This is a genomic window from Pseudomonas oryzihabitans, from assembly GCF_032027545.1.
GTDB classification, from domain to species: Bacteria; Pseudomonadota; Gammaproteobacteria; order Pseudomonadales; family Pseudomonadaceae; genus Chryseomonas; species Chryseomonas oryzihabitans_F.
The window spans coordinates 97,724-121,870 of record NZ_JAVSJB010000002.1 but is presented as its reverse complement, the minus strand read 5'-3'; the positions used below and the strand labels follow the sequence as shown (position 1 = coordinate 121,870).

36 protein-coding genes are annotated in these 24,147 nt (G+C 63.4%); 10 read left to right on the top strand and 26 right to left on the bottom strand.

Features of this window, described 5'->3' with window-relative positions; translation table 11 throughout:
• Positions 1-12: 12 nt before the first annotated feature.
• Positions 13-918, bottom strand: coding sequence for a LysR substrate-binding domain-containing protein (locus tag RND78_RS03125; protein WP_312725988.1), 906 nt, complete (start codon positions 916-918; stop codon positions 13-15).
• 101 nt (positions 919-1,019) lie between these two features.
• Between RND78_RS03125 and RND78_RS03120 the strand changes: the two genes are divergently transcribed.
• The 8 genes from RND78_RS03120 (at position 1,020) to rpoS (ending at position 8,558) form a co-directional block, all read left to right on the top strand.
• On the top strand, positions 1,020-2,132 hold the full coding sequence (locus tag RND78_RS03120) for an S-(hydroxymethyl)glutathione dehydrogenase/class III alcohol dehydrogenase (protein ID WP_312725986.1): 1,113 nt from the start codon (positions 1,020-1,022) through the stop codon (positions 2,130-2,132).
• 39 nt (positions 2,133-2,171) lie between these two features.
• Positions 2,172-3,026, top strand: coding sequence for an S-formylglutathione hydrolase (gene fghA / locus RND78_RS03115; RefSeq protein WP_312725985.1), 855 nt, complete (start codon positions 2,172-2,174; stop codon positions 3,024-3,026).
• Positions 3,027-3,292: 266 nt separating this feature from the next.
• Positions 3,293-3,766 carry a 2-C-methyl-D-erythritol 2,4-cyclodiphosphate synthase gene (ispF, locus tag RND78_RS03110; protein ID WP_017639034.1) on the top strand — a complete coding sequence of 158 codons (474 nt, stop codon included), beginning with the start codon at positions 3,293-3,295 and terminating at the stop codon, positions 3,764-3,766.
• Complete coding sequence (gene truD / locus RND78_RS03105) at positions 3,763-4,821, top strand: tRNA pseudouridine(13) synthase TruD (RefSeq protein WP_312725984.1); 1,059 nt, start codon at positions 3,763-3,765, stop codon at positions 4,819-4,821. Before ispF ends, truD begins: the two co-directional genes overlap by 4 nt.
• The gene (gene surE, locus RND78_RS03100) at positions 4,809-5,564 is read left to right on the top strand and encodes a 5'/3'-nucleotidase SurE (protein ID WP_312725982.1); all 756 of its coding nucleotides are present in this window, start codon (positions 4,809-4,811) and stop codon (positions 5,562-5,564) included. Before truD ends, surE begins: the two co-directional genes overlap by 13 nt.
• Before the next feature lie 38 nt (positions 5,565-5,602).
• Positions 5,603-6,241, top strand: coding sequence for a protein-L-isoaspartate(D-aspartate) O-methyltransferase (locus tag RND78_RS03095; protein WP_167371488.1), 639 nt, complete (start codon positions 5,603-5,605; stop codon positions 6,239-6,241).
• 371 nt (positions 6,242-6,612) lie between these two features.
• Positions 6,613-7,455, top strand: coding sequence for a peptidoglycan DD-metalloendopeptidase family protein (locus RND78_RS03090; protein WP_409457011.1), 843 nt, complete (start codon positions 6,613-6,615; stop codon positions 7,453-7,455).
• 110 nt (positions 7,456-7,565) lie between these two features.
• A complete protein-coding gene (gene rpoS / locus RND78_RS03085) occupies positions 7,566-8,558 on the top strand; it encodes an RNA polymerase sigma factor RpoS (RefSeq protein ID WP_312725981.1) in 993 nt (330 codons plus the stop codon).
• Between the two features lie 405 nt (positions 8,559-8,963).
• Here the strand turns inward: rpoS and fdxA are convergent, their stop codons facing one another.
• From fdxA to RND78_RS02965, 25 genes are all read right to left on the bottom strand, one after another.
• Positions 8,964-9,287 (bottom strand): ferredoxin FdxA, encoded by a 324-nt coding sequence (gene fdxA, locus RND78_RS03080; protein WP_059226533.1) that lies wholly within the window; start codon positions 9,285-9,287, stop codon positions 8,964-8,966.
• Between the two features lie 68 nt (positions 9,288-9,355).
• Positions 9,356-11,932: a DNA mismatch repair protein MutS gene (gene mutS, locus RND78_RS03075; protein ID WP_312725979.1), complete on the bottom strand. Its 2,577-nt coding sequence runs from the start codon at positions 11,930-11,932 to the stop codon at positions 9,356-9,358.
• A 52-nt stretch (positions 11,933-11,984) separates the two neighbouring features.
• The gene (locus RND78_RS03070; protein ID WP_312725977.1) at positions 11,985-12,962 is read right to left on the bottom strand and encodes a tyrosine-type recombinase/integrase; all 978 of its coding nucleotides are present in this window, start codon (positions 12,960-12,962) and stop codon (positions 11,985-11,987) included.
• A gap of 12 nt (positions 12,963-12,974) precedes the next feature.
• Positions 12,975-13,172 (bottom strand): DUF4224 domain-containing protein, encoded by a 198-nt coding sequence (locus RND78_RS03065; protein ID WP_093250225.1) that lies wholly within the window; start codon positions 13,170-13,172, stop codon positions 12,975-12,977.
• The gene (locus RND78_RS03060) at positions 13,163-13,453 is read right to left on the bottom strand and encodes a hypothetical protein (protein WP_312725973.1); all 291 of its coding nucleotides are present in this window, start codon (positions 13,451-13,453) and stop codon (positions 13,163-13,165) included. Before RND78_RS03060 ends, RND78_RS03065 begins: the two co-directional genes overlap by 10 nt.
• Positions 13,450-14,085 carry a hypothetical protein gene (locus tag RND78_RS03055; RefSeq protein ID WP_312725972.1) on the bottom strand — a complete coding sequence of 212 codons (636 nt, stop codon included), beginning with the start codon at positions 14,083-14,085 and terminating at the stop codon, positions 13,450-13,452. Before RND78_RS03055 ends, RND78_RS03060 begins: the two co-directional genes overlap by 4 nt.
• Positions 14,082-14,561, bottom strand: a complete 480-nt coding sequence (locus tag RND78_RS03050; protein WP_312725971.1) for an ead/Ea22-like family protein — start codon at positions 14,559-14,561, stop codon at positions 14,082-14,084. Before RND78_RS03050 ends, RND78_RS03055 begins: the two co-directional genes overlap by 4 nt.
• Positions 14,558-14,830: a hypothetical protein gene (locus RND78_RS03045; protein WP_312725969.1), complete on the bottom strand. Its 273-nt coding sequence runs from the start codon at positions 14,828-14,830 to the stop codon at positions 14,558-14,560. Before RND78_RS03045 ends, RND78_RS03050 begins: the two co-directional genes overlap by 4 nt.
• 56 nt (positions 14,831-14,886) lie before the next feature.
• Positions 14,887-15,060, bottom strand: a complete 174-nt coding sequence (locus tag RND78_RS03040) for a helix-turn-helix domain-containing protein (RefSeq protein ID WP_312725968.1) — start codon at positions 15,058-15,060, stop codon at positions 14,887-14,889.
• A 48-nt stretch (positions 15,061-15,108) separates the two neighbouring features.
• The gene (locus RND78_RS03035; protein ID WP_312725966.1) at positions 15,109-15,681 is read right to left on the bottom strand and encodes a hypothetical protein; all 573 of its coding nucleotides are present in this window, start codon (positions 15,679-15,681) and stop codon (positions 15,109-15,111) included.
• An 82-nt stretch (positions 15,682-15,763) separates the two neighbouring features.
• Entirely contained in the window at positions 15,764-16,000 is a 237-nt protein-coding gene (locus RND78_RS03030) for a hypothetical protein (protein WP_312725964.1), read from the bottom strand.
• Positions 16,000-16,422 carry a hypothetical protein gene (locus RND78_RS03025; protein ID WP_312725963.1) on the bottom strand — a complete coding sequence of 141 codons (423 nt, stop codon included), beginning with the start codon at positions 16,420-16,422 and terminating at the stop codon, positions 16,000-16,002. Before RND78_RS03025 ends, RND78_RS03030 begins: the two co-directional genes overlap by 1 nt.
• Before the next feature lie 48 nt (positions 16,423-16,470).
• Positions 16,471-17,340 (bottom strand): DNA cytosine methyltransferase, encoded by an 870-nt coding sequence (locus RND78_RS03020; protein ID WP_312726542.1) that lies wholly within the window; start codon positions 17,338-17,340, stop codon positions 16,471-16,473.
• A 284-nt stretch (positions 17,341-17,624) separates the two neighbouring features.
• Complete coding sequence (locus RND78_RS03015) at positions 17,625-18,257, bottom strand: lambda-exonuclease family protein (RefSeq protein ID WP_312725962.1); 633 nt, start codon at positions 18,255-18,257, stop codon at positions 17,625-17,627.
• Positions 18,241-18,987, bottom strand: coding sequence for a phage recombination protein Bet (gene bet / locus RND78_RS03010; protein ID WP_312725961.1), 747 nt, complete (start codon positions 18,985-18,987; stop codon positions 18,241-18,243). Before bet ends, RND78_RS03015 begins: the two co-directional genes overlap by 17 nt.
• A gap of 7 nt (positions 18,988-18,994) precedes the next feature.
• Positions 18,995-20,062, bottom strand: a complete 1,068-nt coding sequence (locus RND78_RS03005) for a hypothetical protein (protein ID WP_312725960.1) — start codon at positions 20,060-20,062, stop codon at positions 18,995-18,997.
• Between the two features lie 52 nt (positions 20,063-20,114).
• A complete protein-coding gene (locus RND78_RS03000; RefSeq protein WP_312725959.1) occupies positions 20,115-20,315 on the bottom strand; it encodes a hypothetical protein in 201 nt (66 codons plus the stop codon).
• On the bottom strand, positions 20,312-20,554 hold the full coding sequence (locus RND78_RS02995) for a hypothetical protein (protein WP_312725958.1): 243 nt from the start codon (positions 20,552-20,554) through the stop codon (positions 20,312-20,314). Before RND78_RS02995 ends, RND78_RS03000 begins: the two co-directional genes overlap by 4 nt.
• A complete protein-coding gene (locus RND78_RS02990) occupies positions 20,551-20,805 on the bottom strand; it encodes a hypothetical protein (RefSeq protein WP_312725957.1) in 255 nt (84 codons plus the stop codon). The genes RND78_RS02995 and RND78_RS02990 overlap by 4 nt, the downstream gene beginning before the upstream one ends.
• Entirely contained in the window at positions 20,802-21,137 is a 336-nt protein-coding gene (locus RND78_RS02985; protein WP_312725956.1) for a hypothetical protein, read from the bottom strand. Before RND78_RS02985 ends, RND78_RS02990 begins: the two co-directional genes overlap by 4 nt.
• Positions 21,138-21,264: 127 nt before the next feature.
• Positions 21,265-21,399, bottom strand: coding sequence for a hypothetical protein (locus tag RND78_RS02980; RefSeq protein WP_312725955.1), 135 nt, complete (start codon positions 21,397-21,399; stop codon positions 21,265-21,267).
• A gap of 24 nt (positions 21,400-21,423) precedes the next feature.
• Entirely contained in the window at positions 21,424-21,786 is a 363-nt protein-coding gene (locus RND78_RS02975; RefSeq protein ID WP_312725954.1) for a hypothetical protein, read from the bottom strand.
• Positions 21,787-22,209: 423 nt separating this feature from the next.
• Positions 22,210-22,446, bottom strand: coding sequence for a DUF1654 domain-containing protein (locus RND78_RS02970; protein ID WP_312725953.1), 237 nt, complete (start codon positions 22,444-22,446; stop codon positions 22,210-22,212).
• Between the two features lie 96 nt (positions 22,447-22,542).
• Positions 22,543-22,830, bottom strand: coding sequence for a Rap1a/Tai family immunity protein (locus RND78_RS28145; protein ID WP_409457016.1), 288 nt, complete (start codon positions 22,828-22,830; stop codon positions 22,543-22,545).
• Positions 22,831-22,853: 23 nt separating this feature from the next.
• Positions 22,854-23,531 (bottom strand): S24 family peptidase, encoded by a 678-nt coding sequence (locus RND78_RS02965; protein ID WP_312725952.1) that lies wholly within the window; start codon positions 23,529-23,531, stop codon positions 22,854-22,856.
• A 70-nt stretch (positions 23,532-23,601) separates the two neighbouring features.
• Here RND78_RS02965 and RND78_RS02960 point away from each other — a divergent pair, with 70 nt between their 5' ends.
• Together RND78_RS02960 and RND78_RS02955 are read left to right on the top strand one after the other, a co-directional pair.
• Positions 23,602-23,832 (top strand): helix-turn-helix transcriptional regulator, encoded by a 231-nt coding sequence (locus RND78_RS02960; RefSeq protein WP_312725951.1) that lies wholly within the window; start codon positions 23,602-23,604, stop codon positions 23,830-23,832.
• A gap of 2 nt (positions 23,833-23,834) precedes the next feature.
• Positions 23,835-24,146, top strand: coding sequence for a CII family transcriptional regulator (locus RND78_RS02955; protein WP_312725950.1), 312 nt, complete (start codon positions 23,835-23,837; stop codon positions 24,144-24,146).
• Position 24,147 lies beyond the last annotated feature (1 nt).

Sequence of the window (24,147 nt, the reverse complement as noted above, 5' to 3'; positions counted from 1 at the left end):
CCTCCGCTGCGCTCAGCTTCCGGATGGGTGGCGACCGCGTGGATGCTGGCTGCTCAGCTCCTGTTTCAGGTGCTCTACCAGCAGCCGTATCTTTGGCGAAAGGAAGCGCCGTTGCGGATAGAGCGCCCAGACCGCGCTATTGGGTGGCTGGCGATTGTCCAGCAGGGCACGCAACTCGCCACGGGCCAGGTGCGGCAGGACGTAGTAGTCCGGCAACTGGCACAGGCCGAAGCCACGCAGGGCAGCGTCCAGTACCGCCTGGCCGCTGTTGCAGCGCCAGGCGGCCTGGACGCGGTGCAGTACCTCGCGGTCGTTTTCGCGAAAGCTCCAGATATCGCTGGTGCCGACCAGGCAGCGATGGCGACTCAGTTCGGACAGGGTGTGGGGCGCGCCGAAGCGCTCCAGATAGCTCGGCGCGGCGCACAGATAGAGTTCCCGTGGCGCCAGGCGGGTCGCCACCAGACGCGAATCGGCCAGGCGCCCCAGGCGGATGGCCAGGTCGTAGCCTTCGTGCAGGAGATCGACCGTGCGATTGGTCAGATCCAGTTCCAGGCTCAGCTCGGGATAACGGGCGAGGAAGTCGTTGACCAGGGGCACGACGAAACGCTCGCCATAGGTGACGGCGCAGGTCATGCGGATCAGTCCCTTGGGCTGGCTGGAGAGATCGCTCACCTCGCGCAGGGCCTCGTCGCGGGCCTCCTGTAGTCGGCGGCAGTGTTGCAGAAAGGTGTGGCCGGCTTCGGTGAGCGCCACGCTGCGGGTACTGCGATAGAGCAGGCGGGCCTGCAGGCGTTCTTCCAGGCGCGCGACCTGGCGGCTGACGTGGGAGGTCGAGGTACCCAGGCGATCGGCGGCCTGGCCGAAGTGCAGGGTGCTCGCCACGGCGACGAATTCATCGATGCCTTCCCAGCTCATCATTGTTTCCCTATGGCAAAAATGAATTCCAGTATGCCTGATTGTTCCAGGGTTTCTGGCGTCTAAACTGGTTCCTTCGTTTTTCCGTCCTTCTGGAGTCGAGCATGATCAAGTCCCGCGCCGCCGTAGCCTTCGCGCCCAACGAGCCCCTGAAGATCGTCGAAGTGGACGTCGAGCCGCCCAAGGCCGGCGAGGTGCTCATCCGCATCGTCGCCACCGGCGTCTGCCATACCGATGCCTACACCCTGTCGGGCCAGGACTCCGAGGGTGTCTTTCCCTGCATCCTCGGCCACGAGGGCGGTGGCATCGTCGAGGCGGTGGGCGAGGGCGTGACCTCGGTCGCCGTGGGCGATCACGTGATCCCGCTGTACACGGCCGAATGCGGGCAGTGCAAGTTCTGCAAATCCGGCAAGACCAACCTGTGCAGCTCGGTGCGCGCCACCCAGGGCAAGGGCCTGATGCCCGACGGCACCACCCGTTTCTCCTACAACGGCGAGCCGATCTACCACTACATGGGTTGCTCCACCTTCTCCGAGTACACGGTGCTGCCGGAAGTCTCGGTGGCCAAGATTCCCCAGGACGCACCCCTGGAAAAGGTCTGCCTGCTGGGTTGTGGCGTCACTACTGGCATCGGCGCCGTGCTCAACACCGCCAAGGTGGAAGAGGGCGCGACCGTGGCCGTCTTCGGTCTGGGCGGCATCGGCCTGGCGGCCATCATCGGCGCCAAGATGGCCAAGGCCAGCCGCATCATCGCCATCGACATCAACCCGTCCAAGTTCGACATCGCCCGTGAACTGGGCGCTACCGACTTCGTCAATCCCAAGGATCACCAGAAGCCGATCCAGGAAGTCATCGTCGAGCTGACCGATGGCGGCGTCGACTACAGCTTCGAGTGCGTCGGCAACGTCAACCTGATGCGTGCGGCGCTGGAGTGCTGCCACAAGGGCTGGGGCGAGTCGGTGATCATCGGCGTGGCCGGTGCCGGCCAGGAGATCAGCACCCGCCCGTTCCAGCTGGTGACCGGGCGCGTCTGGCGCGGCAGCGCCTTCGGTGGCGTCAAGGGTCGTAGCGAATTGCCCGGCTATGTGCGCAAGGCGCAGAGCGGCGAGATTCCGCTGGATACCTTCATCACCCACACCATGGGCCTGGAGCAGATCAATGAAGCCTTCGAGCTGATGCACGAAGGCAAGAGCATCCGCACCGTCGTCCATTACTGATCACTGCGAGGGCGCCCCTGGGCGCCCTCTGCACGGGAGATGACCATGAGTCTCGAACTGCTCTCCAGCAACAAGAGTTTCGGCGGTTGGCACAAGCGCTATCGCCATCGCGCCCGCAGTCTCGACTGCGACATGACCTTCGCCGTCTACCTGCCGCCCCAGGCGGAGGCGCGCAGTGACCTGCCGGTGCTCTACTGGCTGTCGGGCCTGACCTGCACTGACGAGAACTTCATGCAGAAGGCCGGCGCCCAGCGTCTGGCCGCCGAGCTGGGCCTGGTGCTGGTGGCGCCGGATACCAGTCCGCGCGGCGAAGGCGTACCGGACGATCCCGAGAAGGCCTGGGATTTCGGCCTGGGGGCGGGCTTCTACGTCAACGCCACCCAACAGCCCTGGGCCAAGCACTACCGCATGCACGACTACGTGGTGGAGGAATTGCCGGCGTTGATCGAGGCCAACTTCCCGGTCTCGGATCGCCGCGGCGTCAGCGGTCACTCCATGGGCGGCCATGGCGCCCTGATCTGCGCCCTGCGCCATCCGGGACGCTATCGCTCGGTGTCGGCCTTCTCGCCTATCGTCAATCCGTTGGATTGCCCCTGGGGCCACAAGGCTTTCTCGAACTATCTGGGCGACGACCGCAGCAGCTGGGCGCAGTGGGATGCCTGCGCGCTGCTGGCCAAGGCCGAGGAGCGCCTGCCGCTGCTGGTCGACCAGGGCGAACAGGATAGCTTCCTTGCCGAACAGCTCAAGCCCCAGGCCCTGCAACGGGCGGCGGAAGCCGCGGGTCACCCGCTGGAGCTGCGCCTGCAGCCGGGGTATGACCACAGCTATTTCTTCGTCGCCAGCTTCATCGATGACCATCTGCGGCACCATGCGGCGGCCCTGTCTGCCCCATAGGTTCTGTACGAAAAGTCGCCGAGCGAAGGTCAGGCGAGGCGCAACGACCAACGGGAGTAACAGCCAAAGGCTGGCCCGAAGGGTGAGCGCCAGCGAATCAAAACGCTGAGGAAGCGGAGTTTACGAGTGGTAGATGAGCATTCCGAAGCGTTTTTCAACGAAGCATCACCGAGTGCAGGCACTTTTGGTACAGAGCCTAAGGGCGACGGGAGCCGTTGCCAGCCGGTAGAATCGACGCCCTGTCATTTTCCAGGGCGTCTTTCTTCATGCGCATAGGTCACGGTTTCGACGTTCACGCCTTTGGCGAGGGCGACTTCATCACCCTCGGCGGCATTCGCATTCCCCACCACCATGGCCTGGTCGCCCACTCCGACGGCGACGTCCTGCTGCACGCCCTGGCCGATGCGCTGCTGGGCGCGGCAGCGCTGGGCGACATCGGCAAGCACTTCCCCGACACCGATCCGCGCTTCAAGGGCGCCGACAGCCGGGTACTGTTGCGCCACGTGGTCGGCCTGGTGCGGGAGCAGGGCTGGCAGGTCGGTAACGTCGACGGCACCATCGCTGCCCAGGCGCCGAAGATGGCGCCGCACATCGAGGCCATGCGCCAGGCCATCGCCGAGGATCTGCAGGTCGAGCTGGGCCAGGTCAACGTCAAGGCCACCACCACCGAGCGCCTGGGTTTCGTCGGGCGCGAAGAGGGGATCGCCGTGCACGCCGTGGCCCTGCTGCTGCCACTATGACCGAAGACCAACTGCTCGGGCCGCGTGCCCATGGCGCGCCTTGCGGCCAGGCGATCCTCAAGGCCAGCGCCGAGGACTTCCAGGTGGACGAAGTGCTGGACATCCCGCTCAGCGGCGATGGCGAGCACCTCTGGCTGTGGGTCGAGAAGCGGGGCCTCAATACCGAAGAGGCCGTGCGTCGCCTGGCCCGGGCTGCTGGCGTGCCGCAACGGGCGATCAGCTACGCCGGACTCAAGGATCGCCAGGCGCTGACCCGCCAGTGGTTCAGCCTGCACCTGCCCGGCAAGACCGATCCCGATCTCACGGCGGCCTGTGACGAGACGCTGGTGATCCTCCAGCAGGGCCGGCACCGCCGCAAGCTGCAGCGTGGCGCCCATGCCGCCAACGGTTTTCGTCTGCGTCTGACCGGACTCCAGGGCGATCCAGCGGCGCTGGAGGCTCGGCTGCAGGCCATCGCTGCCCAGGGCGTACCCAACTACTTCGGTCCACAGCGCTTCGGCTATCAAGGCGGCAACCTGGCCGATGCCCAAGAGTGCGCCCGTGACCAGCGTCTGCCGGAGCAGCGCAATCGCCGTTCGCGGACCCTGTCCGCCGCGCGCAGCTGGCTGTTCAATCAGGTCCTGGCGCAGCGGGTCACCGCGGGTTCCTGGAACAGCGCCCTGGAGGGCGACCTGCTGGCCTTCACCGACAGCCGCAGCCATTTCCCGGCGACCGCCGCCGATCTGGCGGACCCGCGTCTGGTAGCCCTCGACCTGCACCCCACCGGGCCGCTGTGGGGCCAGGGGGAGTCGCCGGTGCAGGGACCGGCTGCCGCGCTGGAGCAGAACGTCGCGAAGGCTGCCGGAGAGCTGCCCGCCTGGCTGGCCGGTGCCGGCCTCTCGCATGAACGGCGCATCCTGCGCCTCCCCATCGGCGGCCTGACGTGGCATTATCCCGCTCCTGACATTCTGCAACTCGAATTCGTCCTGCCGGCCGGCTGTTTCGCCACCGCAGTGGTTCGCGAGCTGGTAACGCTCGGCGAGGCAGGGCAGACGGAACATCCATGCGACTTCTGATCGCCAACGACGATGGGGTACTGGCCCCCGGTATCGCCGCGCTGCATGCCGCGCTCGCCGCCCGTGCGGACTACGAGTGCCAGGTGGTCGCGCCGCTCTATGACATGAGCGGCGTGAGCAGTGCCCTGACGCTGGACCGGCCGCTGCACCCGCAGCGTTTGCCCAATGGCTACCTGGGCGTCAATGGCACGCCTACCGATTGCGTCCATCTCGGCCTGAACGGCCTGCTGGAGGAGACGCCGGACATGGTGGTGGCCGGTATCAACCTGGGCGCCAACCTGGGCGACGACGTCCTCTATTCCGGTACCGTGGCCGCGGCCATGGAAGGGCGCTTCCTCAGCCGTCCGGCCATCGCCTTCTCGCTGGTCTCGCGCAGTGCGGACAACATGGCGGTGGCCGCGGAGGTCGCCGCCCGCATCGTCGCCGTCCACGAACGTTTCGACCTGCCGCCGCGCACCGTCCTGAACGTCAACATCCCGGACCTGCCGCTGGATCAGATCAAGGGCCTGCAGCTGACGCGCCTGGGCCATCGCGCCCAGGCCAAGCCGCCGGTGCGGGAGATCAATCCACGCGGCAAGGCGGGCTACTGGATCTCGGTATCGGGTGATGCGGTGGATGGCGGACCGGGCACCGACTTCCATGCCGTGCTGGAAGGCTATGTGTCGGTCACGCCACTGCAGTTCGATCGCACCTTCCGCGAGGGCTTCGCCGGTCTGGCGGCACTCACGGAGCTGCTGGCATGAATCAGGGGCAAGAGCATATGCAAAGACACGGCATCGGCATGACGTCCCAGCGCACCCGGGAGCGGCTCATCCAGCGCCTCTACGAGGAGGGATTGTCCAACGCCCAGGTGCTGGAGGTGATCCGCCGGACGCCGCGTCACCTGTTCGTCGACGAGGCCCTGGCCCATCGGGCCTACGAGGATACCGCGCTGCCCATCGGCCACAACCAGACCATCTCCCAGCCCTTCATGGTGGCGCGCATGACCGAGCTGCTGCTCGCCGGCGGCCCGCTGGACAAGGTCATGGAGATAGGCACCGGTTCCGGCTACCAGACCGCCATCCTGGCGCAGACCGTGGAGCGGGTATTTTCCGTGGAGCGCATCCAGTCGCTGCAGGACCGGGCCAAGGAGCGCCTGCTCGAACTCAATCTGCGCAACGTGGTGTTCCGCTGGGGCGATGGCTGGGAGGGTTGGCCGGCCTTGGCACCCTACAATGGCATCATCGTCACCGCCGCGGCCCGCGAGGTGCCCCAGGCGCTGCTGGACCAGCTGGCTCCGGGTGGTCGACTGGTTATTCCGGTCGGCGTGGACGAGGAGCAGAAGCTTTTGCTGATCGTACGGCAGGACGATGGCTTCGTGCGCCACGAACTCAACGCGGTGCGTTTCGTCCCGCTGCTCAACGGGCCCCTGGCCCAGTGAGAGACCCGGGAACGTTACCGGTACGCCAGGCTCCAAGGCAGCCAGACGGCTGCGGTCGCCCGAGAACCTGTTTACGCTCTCGCGAGCGAGAGACAAACAAGGCGCAACGACCAACGGGAGTAACAGCCAATGGCTGGCCCGTAGGGTGAGCGCCAGCGAATCAAATGGCTGAGGAAGCGGAGTTTACAAAGGGTAAATGAGCATTCCGAAGTCATTTTCAACGCCGTTTGGCCGACGCGCAGCAGATCGTGAACAGGTTCTGAGGCCGGCCGGATGACCGGACGGTACGAGATCAGACACGGCGGGAGGAACGGGTGAAGGCCCGAGCGCAAGGATTTCCAGGACGAGGGCGAGCGGCTTGGCTGGCAGGGTTGCTCGTGGCGCTGTTGCTGACGGGTTGCTCCACCTCGGGTTCGCGAGCGCCGGTGGTCGAACGCGGCGATGGCCGCGGCGGCGTGCCCCAGGTCACTTCCGGACAATATAGGGTCAAGCGCGGTGACACCCTGTTCTCCATCGCCTCCCGTAATGGCTGGGAGTGGCGTGCCCTCGCGGCCCAGAATGGCCTTAGCGCGCCCTATGTGATCCACGTCGGCCAGGTCATCCGCTTCGGCAGCGGTTCGTCCGCCACCGCCAGCAGCTCCAGCCGCATCATCCGGCGTCCAGCGACCGTGGCTTCCGCTCCGGCAGCGGGTAATCCGGTTGCCACCCCGGTTCCTATCCCGCCGCCGGTCACCTCGAATCCCACCGCTGCGACTCCGGTGGTGACCTCGAATCTGCCCGCTGCGCCGCCGCCGACTCCGGTGACGCCGGCCCAGACCCCCACCCGTGATGTCCCCCAATCCGCCGCTGGCTGGGCCTGGCCGACGAAAGGTACCTTGATCAGTCGCTTCGGGGCCAGCAGCAGCCTGAACAAGGGAATAGACATCGCCGGCCAGGAAGGGCAGCCCGTGATGGCCGCCGCCGACGGCACCGTGGTCTATGCGGGAAATGGTCTACGGGGATATGGTGAACTGGTTATCGTCAAACACAGCGAAACCTACGTCAGTGCCTACGGTCACAACCGTAGGTTGCTGGTTCGGGAAGGTGAGCGTGTCAAGATAGGGCAGACGATTGCCGAGATGGGTTCGACCGGTACCGATCGGGTCAAACTCCATTTCGAGATCCGCCGTCAGGGCAAACCGGTGGATCCCTTGCAGTTCCTGCCCAATCGCTGATTCGCTAGGCGCCGACTCGATCTCGCAGTCCTTTGGGGGCGAGTCATGGCGCATCGGCAACGTATCGATACGCCCTGGCTCGAAGCACAGACGAGCAAGGGTTACTCAAGATGATCCAGAACAAACAGGAAACCGAGTTCGACCTCGGCGACGATGTCCTGCTTCTCGATTCCAATCCCTTCGGTGAGGAATCTGCCGATACCGCCATGACCAAGGCGCTCTCCGGGCGCGGCAACCAGGTCGTCCGCGGGGCCAAGCTGGCCGACTACGGACGGGCACTGGACGCCACTCAGCTCTATCTCAACGAAATTGGCTTCTCACCACTGCTTTCGCCTGCGGAAGAGGTGCATTTCGCTCGCCTTGCGCAACGCGGCGATCCTGCCGGGCGCAAGCGCATGATCGAAAGCAACCTGCGTTTGGTGGTGAAGATCGCCCGGCGCTACATCAATCGTGGCTTGTCGCTGCTCGATCTGATCGAGGAAGGCAACCTGGGCCTGATTCGCGCCGTGGAGAAATTCGATCCGGAGCGGGGATTTAGATTCTCCACCTATGCCACCTGGTGGATCCGACAGACCATCGAACGGGCGATCATGAATCAGACCCGCACCATTCGCCTGCCGATCCATGTGGTGAAGGAATTGAATCTTCACCTGCGTGCCGCCCGGGAGTTGACCCAGAAGCTCGACCACGAACCCTCCCCGGAGGAAATCGCGGCGCTGCTGGAGAAGCCGGTGGCGGATGTGAAGCGGGTGATGGGCCTGAACGAGCGCATCAGCTCGGTGGACATGGTGCTGGGGCCGGACTCCGAGAAGACCCTACTCGATACCCTCACCGACGATAGACCTACCGACCCTTGTGAATTGCTGCAGGACTCCGACCTCAACCAGAGCATAGATCAGTGGCTGCTGGAGCTGCCGGAGAAGCAGCGCGAAGTGGTGGTACGCCGCTTCGGCCTGCGCGGTCACGAGGCCAGTACCCTGGAGGAGGTGGGCCAGGAGATAGGGCTTACCCGCGAACGGGTCCGGCAGATCCAGGTCGAGGCGCTCAGGCGGCTACGGGAGATCTTCGAACGCAATGGGCTGTGCAGCGATGCGTTGTTCTGATCGTCGATAGCTGAATGTCAGCCAAATGGAGCCCGGATTTTCCGGGCTTTTTTCTGCGTGCTGTTGTAAGTCAGGGCTTACAGACTGCGTAAGCATGAGGCGTGGGAAGCTGCGGGATAGCACCGCTCGATCAGCAAGACCATTAGCCAAGTGCTTGCTGCATAACGGTTTTTTGTTTCCGGCAAAACACCGGAACGGGGTGGTGAACCCTATCATGGCAGATTGCCAGTCTCGGATATCAGGATAGTATCGGCTTTGTGTCTGGGACGACACGGATCGGCAGGATGCGGATCAGGAGCACTTCAGGACGAAGTTCACCAGGACGGTGACAGGAATTCAGGGACAGGGACGAAGGGGGCGGAGCGATCCGCCCCCTTTTTATTGCCTGGAATTTGGAGACGAGGCCTAGCGCTCGAGTTGGGCGAGCTTGTTGGGTTTGCCATCCCACTCCGCGGCATCGGGCAGGGCGTCCTTCTTCTCGGTGATGTTCGGCCAGATGTTGGCCAATTCACTGTTGAGTTCGATGAAGGCTTCCTGGCCGGCGGGCACCTCGTCTTCCGAGAAGATCGCCTGGGCCGGGCACTCGGGCTCGCACAGGGCGCAGTCGATGCACTCGTCCGGGTGGATCACCAGGAAGTTGGGGCCTTCGTAGAAGCAGTCCACGGGGCAGACTTCCACGCAGTCGGTATATTTGCATTTGATGCAGTTGTCAGTGACGACGAAGGTCATCTGCTCGTTCTCCTCAGGCTAAGGCGGCGGATTCTAGCAGCATTGCCAGAACCCTCGTATCCGTTAACTCAGATACGCTTTTTCCATTCGTAGATAAGCTCCAGGGCTTTCCTGGGTGTGATGTCGTCCGGCTGCACGCGTTCCAGTTCCTCGATGAGAGGATGAGCGGCGCTGGCGAACAGATCGGCCTGCAGGGGGCGGTCCCTGGGCGGGGCGCTCACCGGCAGCGGCGTTCCTACCTCACCGTTGAAACTGGCGGCTTCCAGGCGCGCGAGATGCTCGCGGGCACGGAGGATGACGTCCTCCGGGACGCCTGCCAGTTGCGCCACCGCCAGGCCATAGCTCTGGCTGGCCGGGCCGGGCAGCACATGGTGCAGAAAGACGATGCGGTCGTTGTGCTCGGTGGCGTTGAGGTGGACGTTGGCCACGCTCGGCTGGCCCTCCGGCAGCACGGTCAGCTCGAAGTAGTGGGTAGCGAACAGCGTCCAGGCGCGCAGCCGCGCCAGTTGCTCGGCGGCGGCCCAGGCCAGCGACAGGCCGTCGAAGGTGCTGGTGCCGCGGCCGACCTCGTCCATCAGCACCAGGCTGTGTTCGCTGGCGTTGTGCAGGATGTTGGCGGTCTCGCTCATCTCCACCATGAAGGTGGAGCGACCACCGGCCAGGTCGTCGCTGGAGCCGATGCGGGTGAAGATGCGATCCACCAGGGACAGCTCGCAACTGGCGGCCGGGACGAAGCTGCCAACGTGGGCCAGCAGCACGATCAGCGCGGTCTGGCGCATGTAGGTGGATTTACCACCCATGTTCGGGCCGGTGATCACCAGCATGCGGGTGTCGTTGTCCAGGGTGACGTCGTTGGCGACGAAGGGCGTGTCCAGTACCTGCTCCACCACTGGGTGGCGACCCTGGCCGATCTTCAGGCAGGGCTCCGCGACGAAGCGCGGCTTGTTCAGGTCCAGGTTGAGCGCGCGTTCGGCGAAGTTGGCCAGGACGTCCAGTTCGGCCAGGGCGGCGGCGCTGTCCTGCAGCGGTGCCAGGTGGCCGATGAGTTCGTCGAGCAGGGCTTCGTAGAGCGCCTTTTCTCGTGCCAGGGCGCGACTCTGGGCCGACAGCGCCTTGTCTTCGAAGGCCTTGAGCTCCGGGGTGATGAAGCGCTCGGCGCCCTTGAGAGTCTGGCGGCGGATGTAGTCGGCCGGCGCCGATTCGGCCTGCCGGCTGGGGATCTCGATGAAGTAGCCGTGCACGCGGTTGTAGCCGACCTTGAGGCCCTGCAGGCCGGTGCGGGCCTTTTCGCGGGTCTCCAGGTCCATGAGGAACTGACCGGCGTTCTCGCTGAGGGTCTGCAGCTCGTCCAGCTCGGCGTCGTAGCCCCGCTTGATGACGCCGCCATCGCGGATCACCGCGGGCGGATTGTCGATGATGGCGCGCGCCAGGGTGGCGGCCAGTTCGGGATAGGTCTGGATGCTCCTGGCGAGGTCGAGCAGGTGCGGGGCGATCATCTGCGTCAGCCCCTCCTGCAGCGCCGGCAGCGCGGCCAGGGCATCGCGCAGGCGGGCGAGATCGCGCGGGCGGGCGTTGCGCAGGCCGATGCGGGCGAGGATGCGCTCCAGGTCGCCGATGTCCTTGAGTTGCGGCTGCAGGGCCTCGAAGCGATAGCTTTCCAGCAGGCAGGTGATGGCATCCTGGCGCGCCTCGATGAGGCCGCGGTTGCGCAGCGGGCGATTCAGCCAGCGGGTCAGCAGGCGGCTGCCCATGGCGGTCTGGCAGCGGTCCACCACCGATTGCAGGGTGTTGTCACGGCCACCGGCCAGGTTGACGTCCAGCTCCAGGTTGCGGCGGCTGGCACCGTCGAGGATGACGGTATCGTCCAGGCGCTCGTGCCGGAGGCTGCGCAGGTGCGGCAGGGCGGTGCGCTGGGTTTCCTTGGCGTAGGCCAGCAGGCAGCCGGCCGCGCCGATGGCCAGGCCCAGCTTGTCGCAGCCGAAGCCCTTGAGGTCGCCGGTGCCGAACTGCTGGCAGAGGCTCTTGAGCGCCGAATCGCAATCGAAGTCCCAGGGCGCCCGGCGGCGTACGCCGCGACGCTTCTCGGCAGGCAGGCCGGTGGGCCAGTCGTCGGGGATCAGCAGTTCGGCCGGATTGAGACGATCCAGCTCGGCCAGCAGGGTCTCCCAGCCGGCCAGTTCCTGCACGGTGAAGCGGCCGCTGGCGATGTCCAGCACGGCCAGGCCGAACAGGCGTTCGTCGCCCAGCACGGCGGTCAGCAGGTTATCGCGACGCTCGTCGAGCAGGGCCTCGTCGCTGACGGTGCCGGGGGTGATGATGCGCACCACCTGGCGTTCCACCGGGCCCTTGCTGGTGGCCGGATCGCCGATCTGCTCGCAGATCACCACCGACTCGCCGAGCTTGACCAGCTTGGCCAGGTAGCCCTCAGCGGAATGGAAGGGGATGCCGGCCATGGGGATGGACTTGCCGGCCGAGGCGCCGCGGGCGGTCAGGGTGATGTCGAGCAACTTGGCCGCGCGCCGGGCGTCGTCGTAGAACAGCTCATAGAAATCGCCCATGCGATAGAACAGCAGCTGCTCGGGATGCTGCTGCTTGATCCTGAGGTACTGCTGCATCATCGGGGTGTGTGCGGAAAGATCGGTCATTGCTGGCTTTCTGGAGAGGGCGTCTATTTGACAATGGCCTATTGTCTAATACTTAGGCGCCTTTTGTCGGCATACGAGGCGGTTCTGCGACGTCGATTTCCCGGTTGCGGATGTAACGCGCGGTCATCTTGGGGTCAGTGTGGCCACCCAGCTTCTGGGCATCGTTGCCCTGGCGCTTGGTGTCGGTCAGCGCCTTGGCGCGCAGGTCGTGAAGGGTGGCATCAGCCACGCCGGCGCGGTCGCAGGCGATCTGGTACATCTGCTTGACGGTCTGGTAGTTCACCGGCCGTCCGCCCCGAGCCGTGCAGAAGAGGGTCAGCCCGCGCACAGGCCGCGGCAGCGCCTTGGCTCGATCAATCACCGCCTGTAGATCGGGCGTCATTCGCACCACCAGGCGCGCGCCGGTCTTCTGCTGCTTGAAGGCTATGCCCTCTGGCGAGATGTCGGCCAGGCGGATGGCCAGTACGTCACTGATGCGCTGGCCGGTCAGGTAGCACATCTCGTAGATAACCCGCATGTTCGGCCCGGCCGCGGCCAGGATGCAGTGGAACTCCTCATCGGTGACATAGCGCTCGCGCTTCTTCTCGGCGTGGCGCTTGATGCCCACGCAGGGGTTCGAGTCAACCAGCTGCCACTCCAGGGCATGCTGGAAGACCACCCGCAGGAACGAGAGGATCCGGTTGCACATGTTCGGCGTGTCGGCCATGTGCATCTTCAGCAGGGCGACGTGCTTCGGCAGCACCTGGCGCGGCTCGAACTCGGCGAAGGTCTCCTTCAGCTTCGCCGCGGCGATCTGGTACTGCTTGACCGTGTTCACCGCTAGCCGCGGGGTCATGTGCTCCAGCACCTTGTCGATGAGCGCAGGCATCCCGCCCTGGCTCTTCGGGTCCATCGCCTTAGCGTAGGCGATCAGGGCTTCCTGGTAGTCCACGCCGAGCCGTGTCCATACGTTCTTGCGCACCAGGTAGTAGGCCCCGTGCTTCTGGTACATGCACGCCGGCAGGTGCCGGTCCTTCATGCGTCGGCGCATTCTCCTATCCCCTCATGCCAGCCGCAGCTGCGGCTCCTTCCGTTTTGACGACACTGACCCAAGTCGCGCCAGCACAACCTCGCGCAGCACCTTTGGCCGGCCGTTCCCATCTATCACAAAGCCGAACCTCTCTCGCTCCAGCCAGCGCACCTGATCCCGCGCTCGCTTGTAGCCAGTCAGCTCGGCCACCTCTTCTTCAGTCAGGAACATGGCTTCACCCTCACGCCGGCGGCTTCGATAGCCGAGCGGAAATCAGTCAGATAGGCTTGTTCGTTGAAGGCGCCACCCTCAACATCTGGGAAGTACTCCATGTACTTGCTGTCCGAGCGGCTTGGCAGCTCCACCACCAGCGCCTGGCGCGATGCCTGCCAGGCATTCCAGCAGTGGTCAACGGTGAAGCCCTGGTATTCGCCGGTGCTGAACCTGGCAAGCGATTGCTCGGGCCAGTTTTCCCGAACCCACGCCTCAAACTGCTCTCTCGAATCGCTCATGGCTGCTCCCTGGTCATAGTCTGGTCCATTTCGAAGACGCCGTAGCCGCGCAGCTGGAGCTCCTTGAGAAGCCCGAGCCCACCGTCTATATGGTCGCCCGCTGGCGCTGCGTGCGCCTCTACCAGTGCCGCACCAAGCCGCCAGGCTCCTACGTTGTCCGGCTGCTCGTCATAGGTGTAGGCGCGACAGGTGCCAGGTGGGTCGAAGGCTTTGCCGCGGATGCCAAGGGTCAGCGGCCCCACCGCTTTCCCTGCCTGCGCCTTCAGCTCCGCGTTCTCCCCCTTCAGCCTGGCGATCTCCTCTTTGCACTGCTGTAACTGCTCGGAGTGCTTCTCCTTGGTCTTTTTGTGGGCTTGATATGCGTGCCAGGATTGGCCCTTCTTGACTGACTCATGGATCGCCGCCACATCTTCGGGCGTGAGGCGCGTGAGCGGCACTTCGGGGTATAGAAGAAGCTTGCCGTGGTCCCAGTCGAAACCGACCTGTATTCCGCGGTTGGAAAGAGGCACAGAAGGCGTCCCGCCTATACTTCCCGGGGCATGAACCACGATTCGCACCTCATGGTCAGCATCGCGCTCATCTATCGCCCCATTGCGCGGGATGAAAGCTTCGAAGATGTCTTTAACTTTCATGGCTGCTGCTCCTCTGGTTCCTGCTGGACGCCAAGCTCTCCCATCACCTCGCAGGCGATGCCGAACGCCACGTCACCCAGCCCGGTCTCGCAGATGATCCGGTTCATGCCATCCTTCAGCTCCGCGTTCTCCGCCTTGAGCCGATCCTGCTCATCCAATGCATGCCGTAACTCGCGAGCTAGATGGTCTCGATTGGCGCTCGCGGTATGGAGTGAGTGTTGTAGGCGGTCGATCTCATCCAGCAGGGCCAGGACGGTGGTTGGATCAGCCGCGACGATGAAGTCCAGATCCTCTTGGCGTCCAGCCAGGTCAGGGTGGTTGTCGCCGCGGTGAGTGGTCGGTGCCAGGACATCGCCATCGGCGAACCGGCCTCCAGCGGTACCGATACGCCGCCAGCTGTTGCTGGTCTGCAGCTCCCAGGGGCCTGGAGTAGCTCGCCTGGCGCGCTCGCGCAGCTCCCGTACGAGGATGGTCATGGCCGGATCTCCATATTGCCGCGCAGCAACCGGCGCGCCAGGCGTTCGCGGATGGTCAGCTGACGAGCCTTGCCGCGCGCATTGACCACCTCGACGCGCGCTCCCTCCCGTTTAATCCGGACCGAGTGGCTGTCCAGAGCGTGAGCAGCCTCCACCAGGGCGTGCTTTAGATCGCGCTCCAGCGGCGACTCTTCGTAGCTGAGCCGGTAGGAAAGGTTCTGGCAGGTGCTGGCGACGCGGGCTTCGTAGCTTTCGTTTTCCGTAGACATGACAGTCCTCATCCCGCGCCAGGGCGCAGGTTCATGTGTGGGGTAGGGGTAGGTGATCAGGCGGTCTTGCGCGGCCGGCCGCCCTGGCTGAACGGCGGAAGGTTCAGCCGGCGGCGATAGTTCAAGACGGTGTACTCGGAGCAGCCGGTGACCTGCATGATCTCCCGAGGAGCTACGCCGGCCAGGAGCATTTCGATCACGCGCGCTTTGTGGATTGCTGGTCGGGACATGAGGTGTCTCCGTAGGAGTTCATCTGCTGGCGGATCTTCGAGCAGCGGTCATGCCGCTCGGGCCGCAGAGTCCTTGTAGTTTTCATAGCGTGCTATCAGAGCAGCAGCTATGCGTGGGTCGGGCTGCTGAGCGGCGAGAATGCGAGCCTGGGAAAGCTTGTATTCGAGCCAGGCAGCATGGGCCTCTTCAGCCGTATCGAAATAACCAAGAGTCTTCCGGTTGCCGCTGGCATTGCACTGCGCGCGAAACTTATTGATCTTTCTACGAAAGTCGACGCCTATTGGATATTCACCTCTTCTTGCACCCCCTTCAATTAAGAAGAGATTTAGCTGACAACTAATGAAAGCGCATGTCTCTGGCGAATAAATCCGATTGCCAGGTATCAAGATGTCCTTGTCTAGATGTTTGCCTTCATAATCCTGATCTTTCATCCATGTTTTGAAGTTGGAGAAGGTCAGCCATTCAGCGCATACCGAGCAGCCCTTATAGCTTGAGTATTTTTCGAGGTATTTGGCTGAATAGCAGCGCTCCAACATGCGGACCCATTTTCGATAGAAATCCGTCTTTCCCTCTTCACTGGCAAGATCGTTAATTCCGACGCCATAAACTAGTTTGCTCATGACTTGCGATCCTTATCCCAAAGATTGCAGATTTCGCAGATGGATGTGGAGTGCTGGAAGGAGAAGCGGGACATGGAGCCTTTCATTGCGCGAATACCCGAGGCCGACTGAAGCCTTCATCGCCGGCGCGCCAGTGGTCATGGCCGATGCAACGGCTCTGCTCGGTGACGCCAGGGCCTTCGTCGAAGACGTGATCGGTGCCGACCACGGCATGACAGCTTGGCTCCAGGCCGCCCGACAAGCATTCATCGGCGAACTCGTCATAGGCCAGCGGCGAGTCCTTGCGGAAAGGACACTGCTTGCAAGGGCGTCTGCACATCACACACCCCCTTCGTCGGCTTGGGCGGGCATGGCGTCATTGGCGCGGCGCATTGGCATCAGCCCCTCGTGCCACTTCCAGCCGATACCTAGCTGTCGATCCTCTCCCATAGGCGTCCAGGTCACGCAGTCGTCCCGCAGCACCTCGTCAGTCGCCTGGATGATCTCGCCCACGCGTAGAAGCCGGTACTGCACCGCCTCATCCAGCTGCGCCTGGGTGGTGTCGCGCTCCTGCATTGCCCAGGCCCGTCCGGCAACCTGATGATTGCCATGGGCGAGCGCTGCATCCCGCTCCGCCTCCACCCGCGCCAGGGCTTCGCGCTGGGCGGTGTCGCGGGCACGCAGCTCGTCAGCAATATCCGCGTAATAGGTGCCGGACCCAGCCAGATCGCTGATGGTCAGCTCGAATTTCTCGTCGTTCATGATCAATACCTGTGGTCGGCGCACCAGGGGGTGGCGCGCGGGGAGGGGTTAGGGCAGGGATGGCATTGCGGACTGGATGAAGGCTATGGCCGCTTCCGCGTTGATCGCGTTGCCGTAGGCGCGCAGTCGTCCCACTCGGGCGGGAGCCCCATCAGCCAGCGGGAATGTGCCGGGTTCAACTGGCCGGAACTTGCCATCCCGGCAGAAGAGCCAGTCAGCATCTGACCAGAAGCCGTTAGCCGGGCCGGCTGGTCGTGGATCAGGTAGCGCACCGCGTCCTTGAGGTTGATCTGATGCCCTTGCTCCTTGCGGCGCTCTGGGTCCTGTCCATATCCCCTGAGGCTCTGCGGCGTTCCTGCGTTTGGTGTTGGCCAGGCAGCCAGCTGCACTTGGAGATTCAAAGGCGTCAGGCTCACCCCGCACCGACCGCCCAACTGACTCTTCCGCTCTAGGAAGCGCTCTGCTGTTCCGCCGCATTCGTTCGCCGTCGGTGTTCCCCATCCGGTTAGAACGGCTGCGTGGTTCAGGGTGATGTTCCTGGTTGTGAACCTGAAGCCTGGATGCCGAAGCGCGTCGGTCGCTGTTGCGGTGGGCCACCCAGTAGGCTCGATCGCGGATGTTCGGAGCACCGACGCCCGCAGCCGGGAACGGGACGGCCCCGAAGGAGTACGCCATGGCTTCCAGGTCAGCCTGTACAAGGTCGATCCAAGGGTCTGCGTCTTTGCTCGCAACCTGCTCTCCAAAGACGACTGGAGGCTGGCGCTCGCGGATGAGCCAATGGAAGTCCGGCCAGAGGTGCCGCTCGTCATCAAACCCAGCTCCCGCGCCTGCCTGGGAGAAAGGTTGGCAAGGACAGGAACCGGTCCAAACAGGTCGATCATCTGGCCAGCCGGCGCGGCGAAGAGCGTAGGACCACACCCCGATGCCGGCGAAGAAATGGCACTGAGTGTAGGGCTTGAGGTCGTCTGGTCGAACATCGCGGATGTCCCTCTCGTCGACGTCGCCTGGCGCGATGTGCCCGGCGGAAATTAGGGTGCGCAGCCACGCGGCCGCATACGGTTCGATTTCGTTGTAGTAGGCGGGCACGTGGGATCCCTATGCGGCTTGCGTGCGCTCAACGTGCGCCCAGGCACCGGTGACGTCGTAGATTCGGGCGGCCTGCTGCTCATCGAGGGAGACGCCGCAGGGGTTGGCTATCCGGATCATGCTGACTGCCTGCCCATGCGCTCAATCATGTCGGCCTGCAGCTCGGCAAGTTCTTCCAGGAAGTCGTGGATCTCCGCTTCCATCTCAAGAATGCGCTTCTCGTCGCGGTACAGGCGGAATCTGGCGTACTGAAGCTCTTCTGGCAGGCGGTCATCGAAGCTGACGAAGTCGACCCACTCACGCCCGGAGCAGGCCATCTGAGCGAACATCTGCCACTCGTACTGCGTGTCATGCTTTCCGGATTGGATGACCGAGATGTGCTGGGCGGTGTTAGGGCACTTGATCTCCAAAAGCCCATCTGCACCAACCAATCCATCGGGAGATGCTGCGAACTCAGGCATCCGCGGATGAACAATCAGCCCTGACTCGATCGTCATAACGCCCTGATCGACCTCGTAGGCTGAGCGCGCGACCGGCTCCAACTCGACGCCGCGCTGTACTGCCGGCTTGCGCGACAGGTCCTCGCCGCCCGGGACGCCAGTGAGTCGCTCGCATAGCAGCATCATCATGTAGTTGGCCCGGGTGGCAGAGGGCGCGCTGCCACGCCCCTTCGCCATCACGTCCTTCACCTTGCTAGCCGTAACCTTTCCCAGGCGGGCGGCGAACCATTCATCACTGCGCTGTTCCATTCGGCACCTCCGAGTACTCGGCGTCGATAGGCTGATCGAGCAGCTGCTTTTTGCGCTGATCCTTGGCGGTGGTCAGGGCATCCCTGGCTCGCTTCGTCTTGAAGGTCTTCCAAGCCCCGGTGAATGCTGCCTGCAGCTCATCCATGCTCTCGGCCGCTTGGATGGCCTGTAGCTCGGCTGTGATCTCTTCGACTGGCTCACCGGTGCCCAGGTCTTTCTCCACGATGCGCTCGGCTTCGTCCTGGTCGTAGATTCCAGCGAAGCCGAAGGCCAGGCGAGCGCATTGAATCATTGCCTTGTGGCGAAGCATGCGCCGCGGGTGGGACTGCCAGGGCTGGGTTCCGCGCTTGCACTCGGACATGTACTCGGTCGCGCTGGTCGGGTGGCTGCGGTCCTTGCGGTAGATCTTGCAGGTGCACTCAGTGCCCTGCGGATCCATCGAGAATTCCATGCCGTCGAACTGCGGGTTCTCGTTGATGATCCGTGCCCAGCCGTCGACTCCCACAACCGGCACGATGCCGTTGTTCTTGTCCGGGAAGGCGTATATCTCCTTCGTGAAGGGGTTGAGCTTGTACTGGTCGGATACAATCAGCAGGGCGACCATCTGGGAGTCGCTGACCTGGCCCTTGAAGCAGGTCTGCTTTAGGGTGTTTGCTACCTCTTCAGGCGTCGTGCCCATCTCGTAGCGGGTGGCGAATTTGTTGAGGAGCGGCGTCAATGCAGTGCTCATGGAAACCTCAGTAGGAAATCTGGACGTTGGGAATCGAGCGTTTGGCGATCAGCGTTACCGCCTGCCTGGCGCACTCTTCGGATAGCCCGCCAGCAATGAAGGCTTCCATGGCCGTGCGGTTGATGCTCGCCTTGTGCTTCTTGTCAGCTTCGCGAGCAGCTGCCTCACGCTGGATGCGGGCCTGCTCATCGGCTTGGCGCTGGCGTTCAGCCTGCGCTGCAGCCTCTGCGCGTGCTGCAGCGTCACGTTCCGCCTGGTCGGCGCGCTGCTGGGCGGCCATTCGCTCCCGCTCGGCTTGCTCGGCCTGCAGCTTCAGCTCCAGTTCGCGGCGCTCTGCCGCAGCCTGGGCCTGCTGCTCGCGGCGGATGCTCTCCTCACGCTCGACCTGGGCGCGATGTTCGGCCTCACGCTGGGCACGCTCTGCTGCTTCACGGGCGATACGCTCCTCCCGTTCACGCTGCTCGCGCTCCACCTGCTCCTGACGGAGGCGTGCGAGTTCGGCCTGCTCAAGGTCGTAGCGCTCGCGGACGATGAGAGCTGTGCGCAGCTTGGTCAGCATCGCGTCCTTGACCCGCGCCGCCTCCGCCTCGAACTCCTCCCACTGGTCGCCCAGCGCGACCGCTTCCACCTCAGCGATCCGTGCGCTGATTTGCTCGGCGTCCAACTCGGCTAGCAGGTCGTCACGATTACGTAGCCAGTCGATGCGTTCCTCGTGGTGTTGGACGCGTTCTTGCTCGGCCTGCTCCCATTCGGTCAACGGGCGCCGAGTCTCATCGCGCAGGGCATCCATCGCCGTGACGAACTCGCGCAGCTCGGTCTCAACGACCTTGGGCATCTCCTTCAGCCGCTTCAGGTAGTCCCGGCCAGGCTTCTCGACCGCGACCTTCGACTTACTGACCTTGGCGGCTAGGCTGGCGATGCGCTCGCGACCTTTCCTGGTGCTCAGGTCGGGTACCTCGCTGGATACCTCTGCGCGGGCTAGCTCGACAAACTGGGCCAGGCCGCCTTGCACATAGATGGCGGCGGCGTTCTCGGAGCTGATGTCGTCGACGGTGATGATCTGCTGGTTTGTCATGGCGATAGCGTCCCTGGCCGCTCATGCAGCCGATTGAGGTTTGGTTGAGGGTTTAGGCGTGGGTGGCCAGAGCTGGCCGCCGAACCTTGATGATCCAGAGCATGTCGCCCTGAGGATTGCGCTCGCGGCTCATGCGGTACGGCTGGGCGTCCAGGCCGTAGCGGATGACCTGGGCCAGCACGTCGCCGAGGCGGCGCCCGGCCAGCTCTTCGAGCTGGTCGTCGGTGATGGCGGGGACGGGGGAGGTGGTCACGATTGCACCTCCCTGGCCTTCAACATGGCGTCAGCCTGCCGGTATGCCAGGCTTGCGATCTCGTCGAAGGTCTTCTTGATCAGTTGCTCGTCGGAGCTGGCGCTGAAGCCCTGCATGGCCTTGGCCGCGAAGTAGTCCCGCAGCTCCATGCCCGGGTTATCGACCCGGCCGCCTGCCATTTCCTGGCTGAATGGGAATGCATGAGGAGTCTTGGCGTGGTAGTCGAATTGTTCGTTCATGCTGCTCTCCCAAGCTTGCTCAGGGCCGCGGCGCGTATCTTCTGCGTGGCATCACGGTCGATGGTGTGGATGAAGCGCTCGTAGTCGCTGAGCTGGCGGATAGTGATCAGATTAACGGCGTAATACGCCTGCACTAGGCCTTGGAGGTGGTCCGTCCGCGGGCGGGGGTTGGTCGACTCGGTGAGCCAGCGCACTTCGGCGTCTAGCACCGAGGTGGCCTTTTCACGCATCCATTCGATATCCGTTCTCATAGCGCTCGCGCTCCTTTGCGGCGGTTCCGCAGTTCATCGTCGAAGAAGGGGGTGTATTGGGCATCCACGTGCTGGCGCCAGCGCCGCAGCTCAACGGCCAGGGCAGGGGCGGCGCTGCTGAGCAGCATGTAGGCCTCCCACCACTGGCTGGCCTTCAGCCCGGCCAGGGCTTCCAGCAGGGCCACCGGCAGCGCCGGGTCCAGCTCCAGGTCGCAGTGCGTGGCGTAGGCCAACATCGTGTCGGGGTTGGCCGTGTCGATGTCGTGCTGCAGTTGCAGCAGATGCTCGTGGGCGCACTCGAGCGCCCGCTCATGCTGAATGGCGAGGGTCATGGGTAAGGTCTCGAATGTGCGCCGGAGCGCGGGAATAAGGCCGACAGTGGAAGGGGTGAGCCGTAGCTGGCGGGGTGATGCTGGGGAAGCATACCGTCAGGCCCTCGGCGAAGGCCTGCAAGGATGCCTAGGCGACGTTGAGACGCTTGTTAGCGATACGCAGGCAGACCCGGAAGGCCTGCTGGTAGTGGAAGGGGGTGCTGGCCCGCCAGCGCTGACCCATGGCTCGGGCCAGCTTGTGGGCGTAGGTCATGGGGTCCATAGGGTTGTCCTATCGGTGTGGCTCTTATTCGGTAGCAGGGAACTTGAAGCCCTTCTCCTTAAGCGCGCTCATCCGCTCGCATAGCGACACAAACTCGCGAAGATCAGCGATGGTTGATCCCTTCAGTGCATTCCTGATTTCGTTAGAGGCCTGAGCGATTTCTGATGCTTCGCGTCGAATCGTTTGGCGATACAGGCGAAGTTCTTCAATGTTTTCGCGCTTGACCTCTTCAAAAATCTGCTTGGCACCGACAATGTTTGTGTAGGCCTGGGTAAGCTCAGAAATTGCTACATCTAGAGCTTTCCGAATCTCGACTTTCCGAGCGAGCATCGCTTCGTAGGAGCTGATCTCGGCGCTGATTGCTTCTTCTCGTGTAGGCGTATTCATTTACATCTCCCGTTGTTTTCCCTGATGCGCCTCATCGAAGCGCATCGAAGAAAACGTCTATTTCCCTCAGCCTTCCCTGTCGCGGGTCCTCCCGACTGCCGCTATGAGCTACTGGCTCGGTCGCGGTGACTGGCTGAGTTTGCATGCAGCGCATGGGCCTGCATGGCTGGTGATCCGCACCAGCTCGGGAGCCGAAACTTGTAGCCCGCGCTGTACGCCAGAAGGCGGATCGGCTCGCGGGGGTCCCAGGTTGTGTAAAGAGCAGGGCCGGTGGTCTGGCCGGGCCAGCGTGGCTGGCGGTGGGTTAAAATTACGCTGTGTAATTACACGAGTCAATACGTCTCGTAATAAAAATACCTCCAGGCGCAAAAAAGCCCGCACTAGGCGGGCTGGTGAACTACCAAGGAAACCTGGGTAGTTGGATCAAATGGCGGGGGTCTCCCACGAGACGTCGACTCCGCCATCAGCGCGGCGGGTAGTGGTCACGGTCAGCTCAGCGCCCAACTCTTCCAGGAAGCGCTCCCAGTCAGCGTCGGTCTCATGATGCAGACGCTCGATGCTCGCCTGTCGCTGGATCTGCGCACGGGGCGATGACAGGATGAGGCTTGTCCGAGCCACGAGAAGCTCGTAGCTGGTCATTTGATGTGCGGTGGACGGCATGGCTAGCTCCCTGTGACGCTGTTCGCATATACAGTATTACGATAGCTAGCGAGGCGGCAAGGTGCCATCTTTGCGGAGTGTCAGCGACGAATGGCTTCAGTTGCAGGGGTACTTCGTCCTTATCGCGTTCGTCACCAACCATGCGCCTGAGCCAGTTGCATACACTGGCCAGTCCATCGCGAAAGGCTTTACCAGGTTGATAGCGTCTTGATAGGTCGCATGCGAGGGAAGGCAGAAATCTACGTTGTTCCGGCCGTCCACAACAGCCGCGACATAGGCTGAAAGAGCCATAGCGTCTGAACCCCTGGGTTCCTTTTGGGCATTCACAGCCCAAGCCGTGATCTCCGTGCCGGTGAACGCGTGACTTGCCGCCGAAAAAGCCATCAACATCGCCGCCACTGCATATCTCATAGCTTTTGCCTCATCTCCTTGACCACACCGATGATCCGGGTCTCTTCGTCGATGGGTAGCATCTCGAAGGCCGGGTTGAGGGGGCGCAGGTACTGGCGGCCGGCGTCCTCGACGAGCCGCTTGAAGGTCGCCTCGCCATCCTGGACGCGCTTGGCCACCACCAGGGCGCCAGGTGTCGCGGCGAGGCCGGTATCGACCAGCACGTAGCTGCCATCTGGGAAGCTGGGCCCATAGTTCGAAGTCATCGAGTCGCCCTTCACCTTCGCCCAGAAGCACATGCCGGACCCTTCGTAGTCGGTCGACAGGTACTCATCACCGAAGCCCACCGGATGGCTCTCGACGGCCTCAGCCCATTCGCCGGCGGCGATCATGCTGATGACGGGGTAGGCGATCTGGCGGCGGCCGGACGGCACTATCTCGATGTTCGACTGCCTCGACTCGCGAGCAATCTGCAAGGTAGGCAGGGCGAGCTTCGTAAGGATGGCGTTGATCGTCGCGAGGTCAGGCTCGCGCCTTCCGCTCATCCAGTGAGCAATAGCTCCCTGCGTGACGCCGAGCGACTCCGCCAGCTTCTCCTGAGTGAGCTTCAGCTCTTTCATTCTGGCCTTGGCCAGCTCGTTCCATTTTTCCATGGGCGCAACATTACGCGCTGTATTCAGCTCTGCCAGCGACATGCCGTAATAATCCCTTGCTCATAAAAATTACTGAACGTAATATCTCCGTATCCAACCGGAGATCACCCCTATGTCGACCCTGAAGAAAGTTCGCGAGAAGTCTGGGATTACCCAGCTCGCCCTCGCCAAGAAGGTCGGTCTCACTCAAGGCGCTATCGCCCACTACGAGACTGGCCGCCGCACGCCCGGATTGAGCATGAGCCGCCGCATCGTGGCCGGACTCAACGCCTTGGGCGCCAAGTGCAACCTGTCTGACGTGTTCCCGGAGCCGGGCCACGAAGACCAAGCTCCGGCGGCCTGACCATGAGCACACTCGCATTAAGCGCCAGCAGGAATGACATCGCACGGGAGATCGAAACGCTGATCTTGCAGCGGATTTCGCGTGTGAGTCAGAAGCAGATCGCCCTGGAAGTCGGTTGCAGCGAGTCCACCGTTTCTCGATGGAACGAGGATGAGTATCAGCGCTGGGCCAAGGTCCTGGCGCTGCTTGGTTTGCGCGTTGTCCCCGATGACGCGGTGGTGGTGACGGCGGATTACCTGTCGGCGCTCGAAACCATGGCACGCATTGGCCTGAAGGCCGAGAAGAAGCGCCCGGGACCCCTGGGCTGGGATTGAT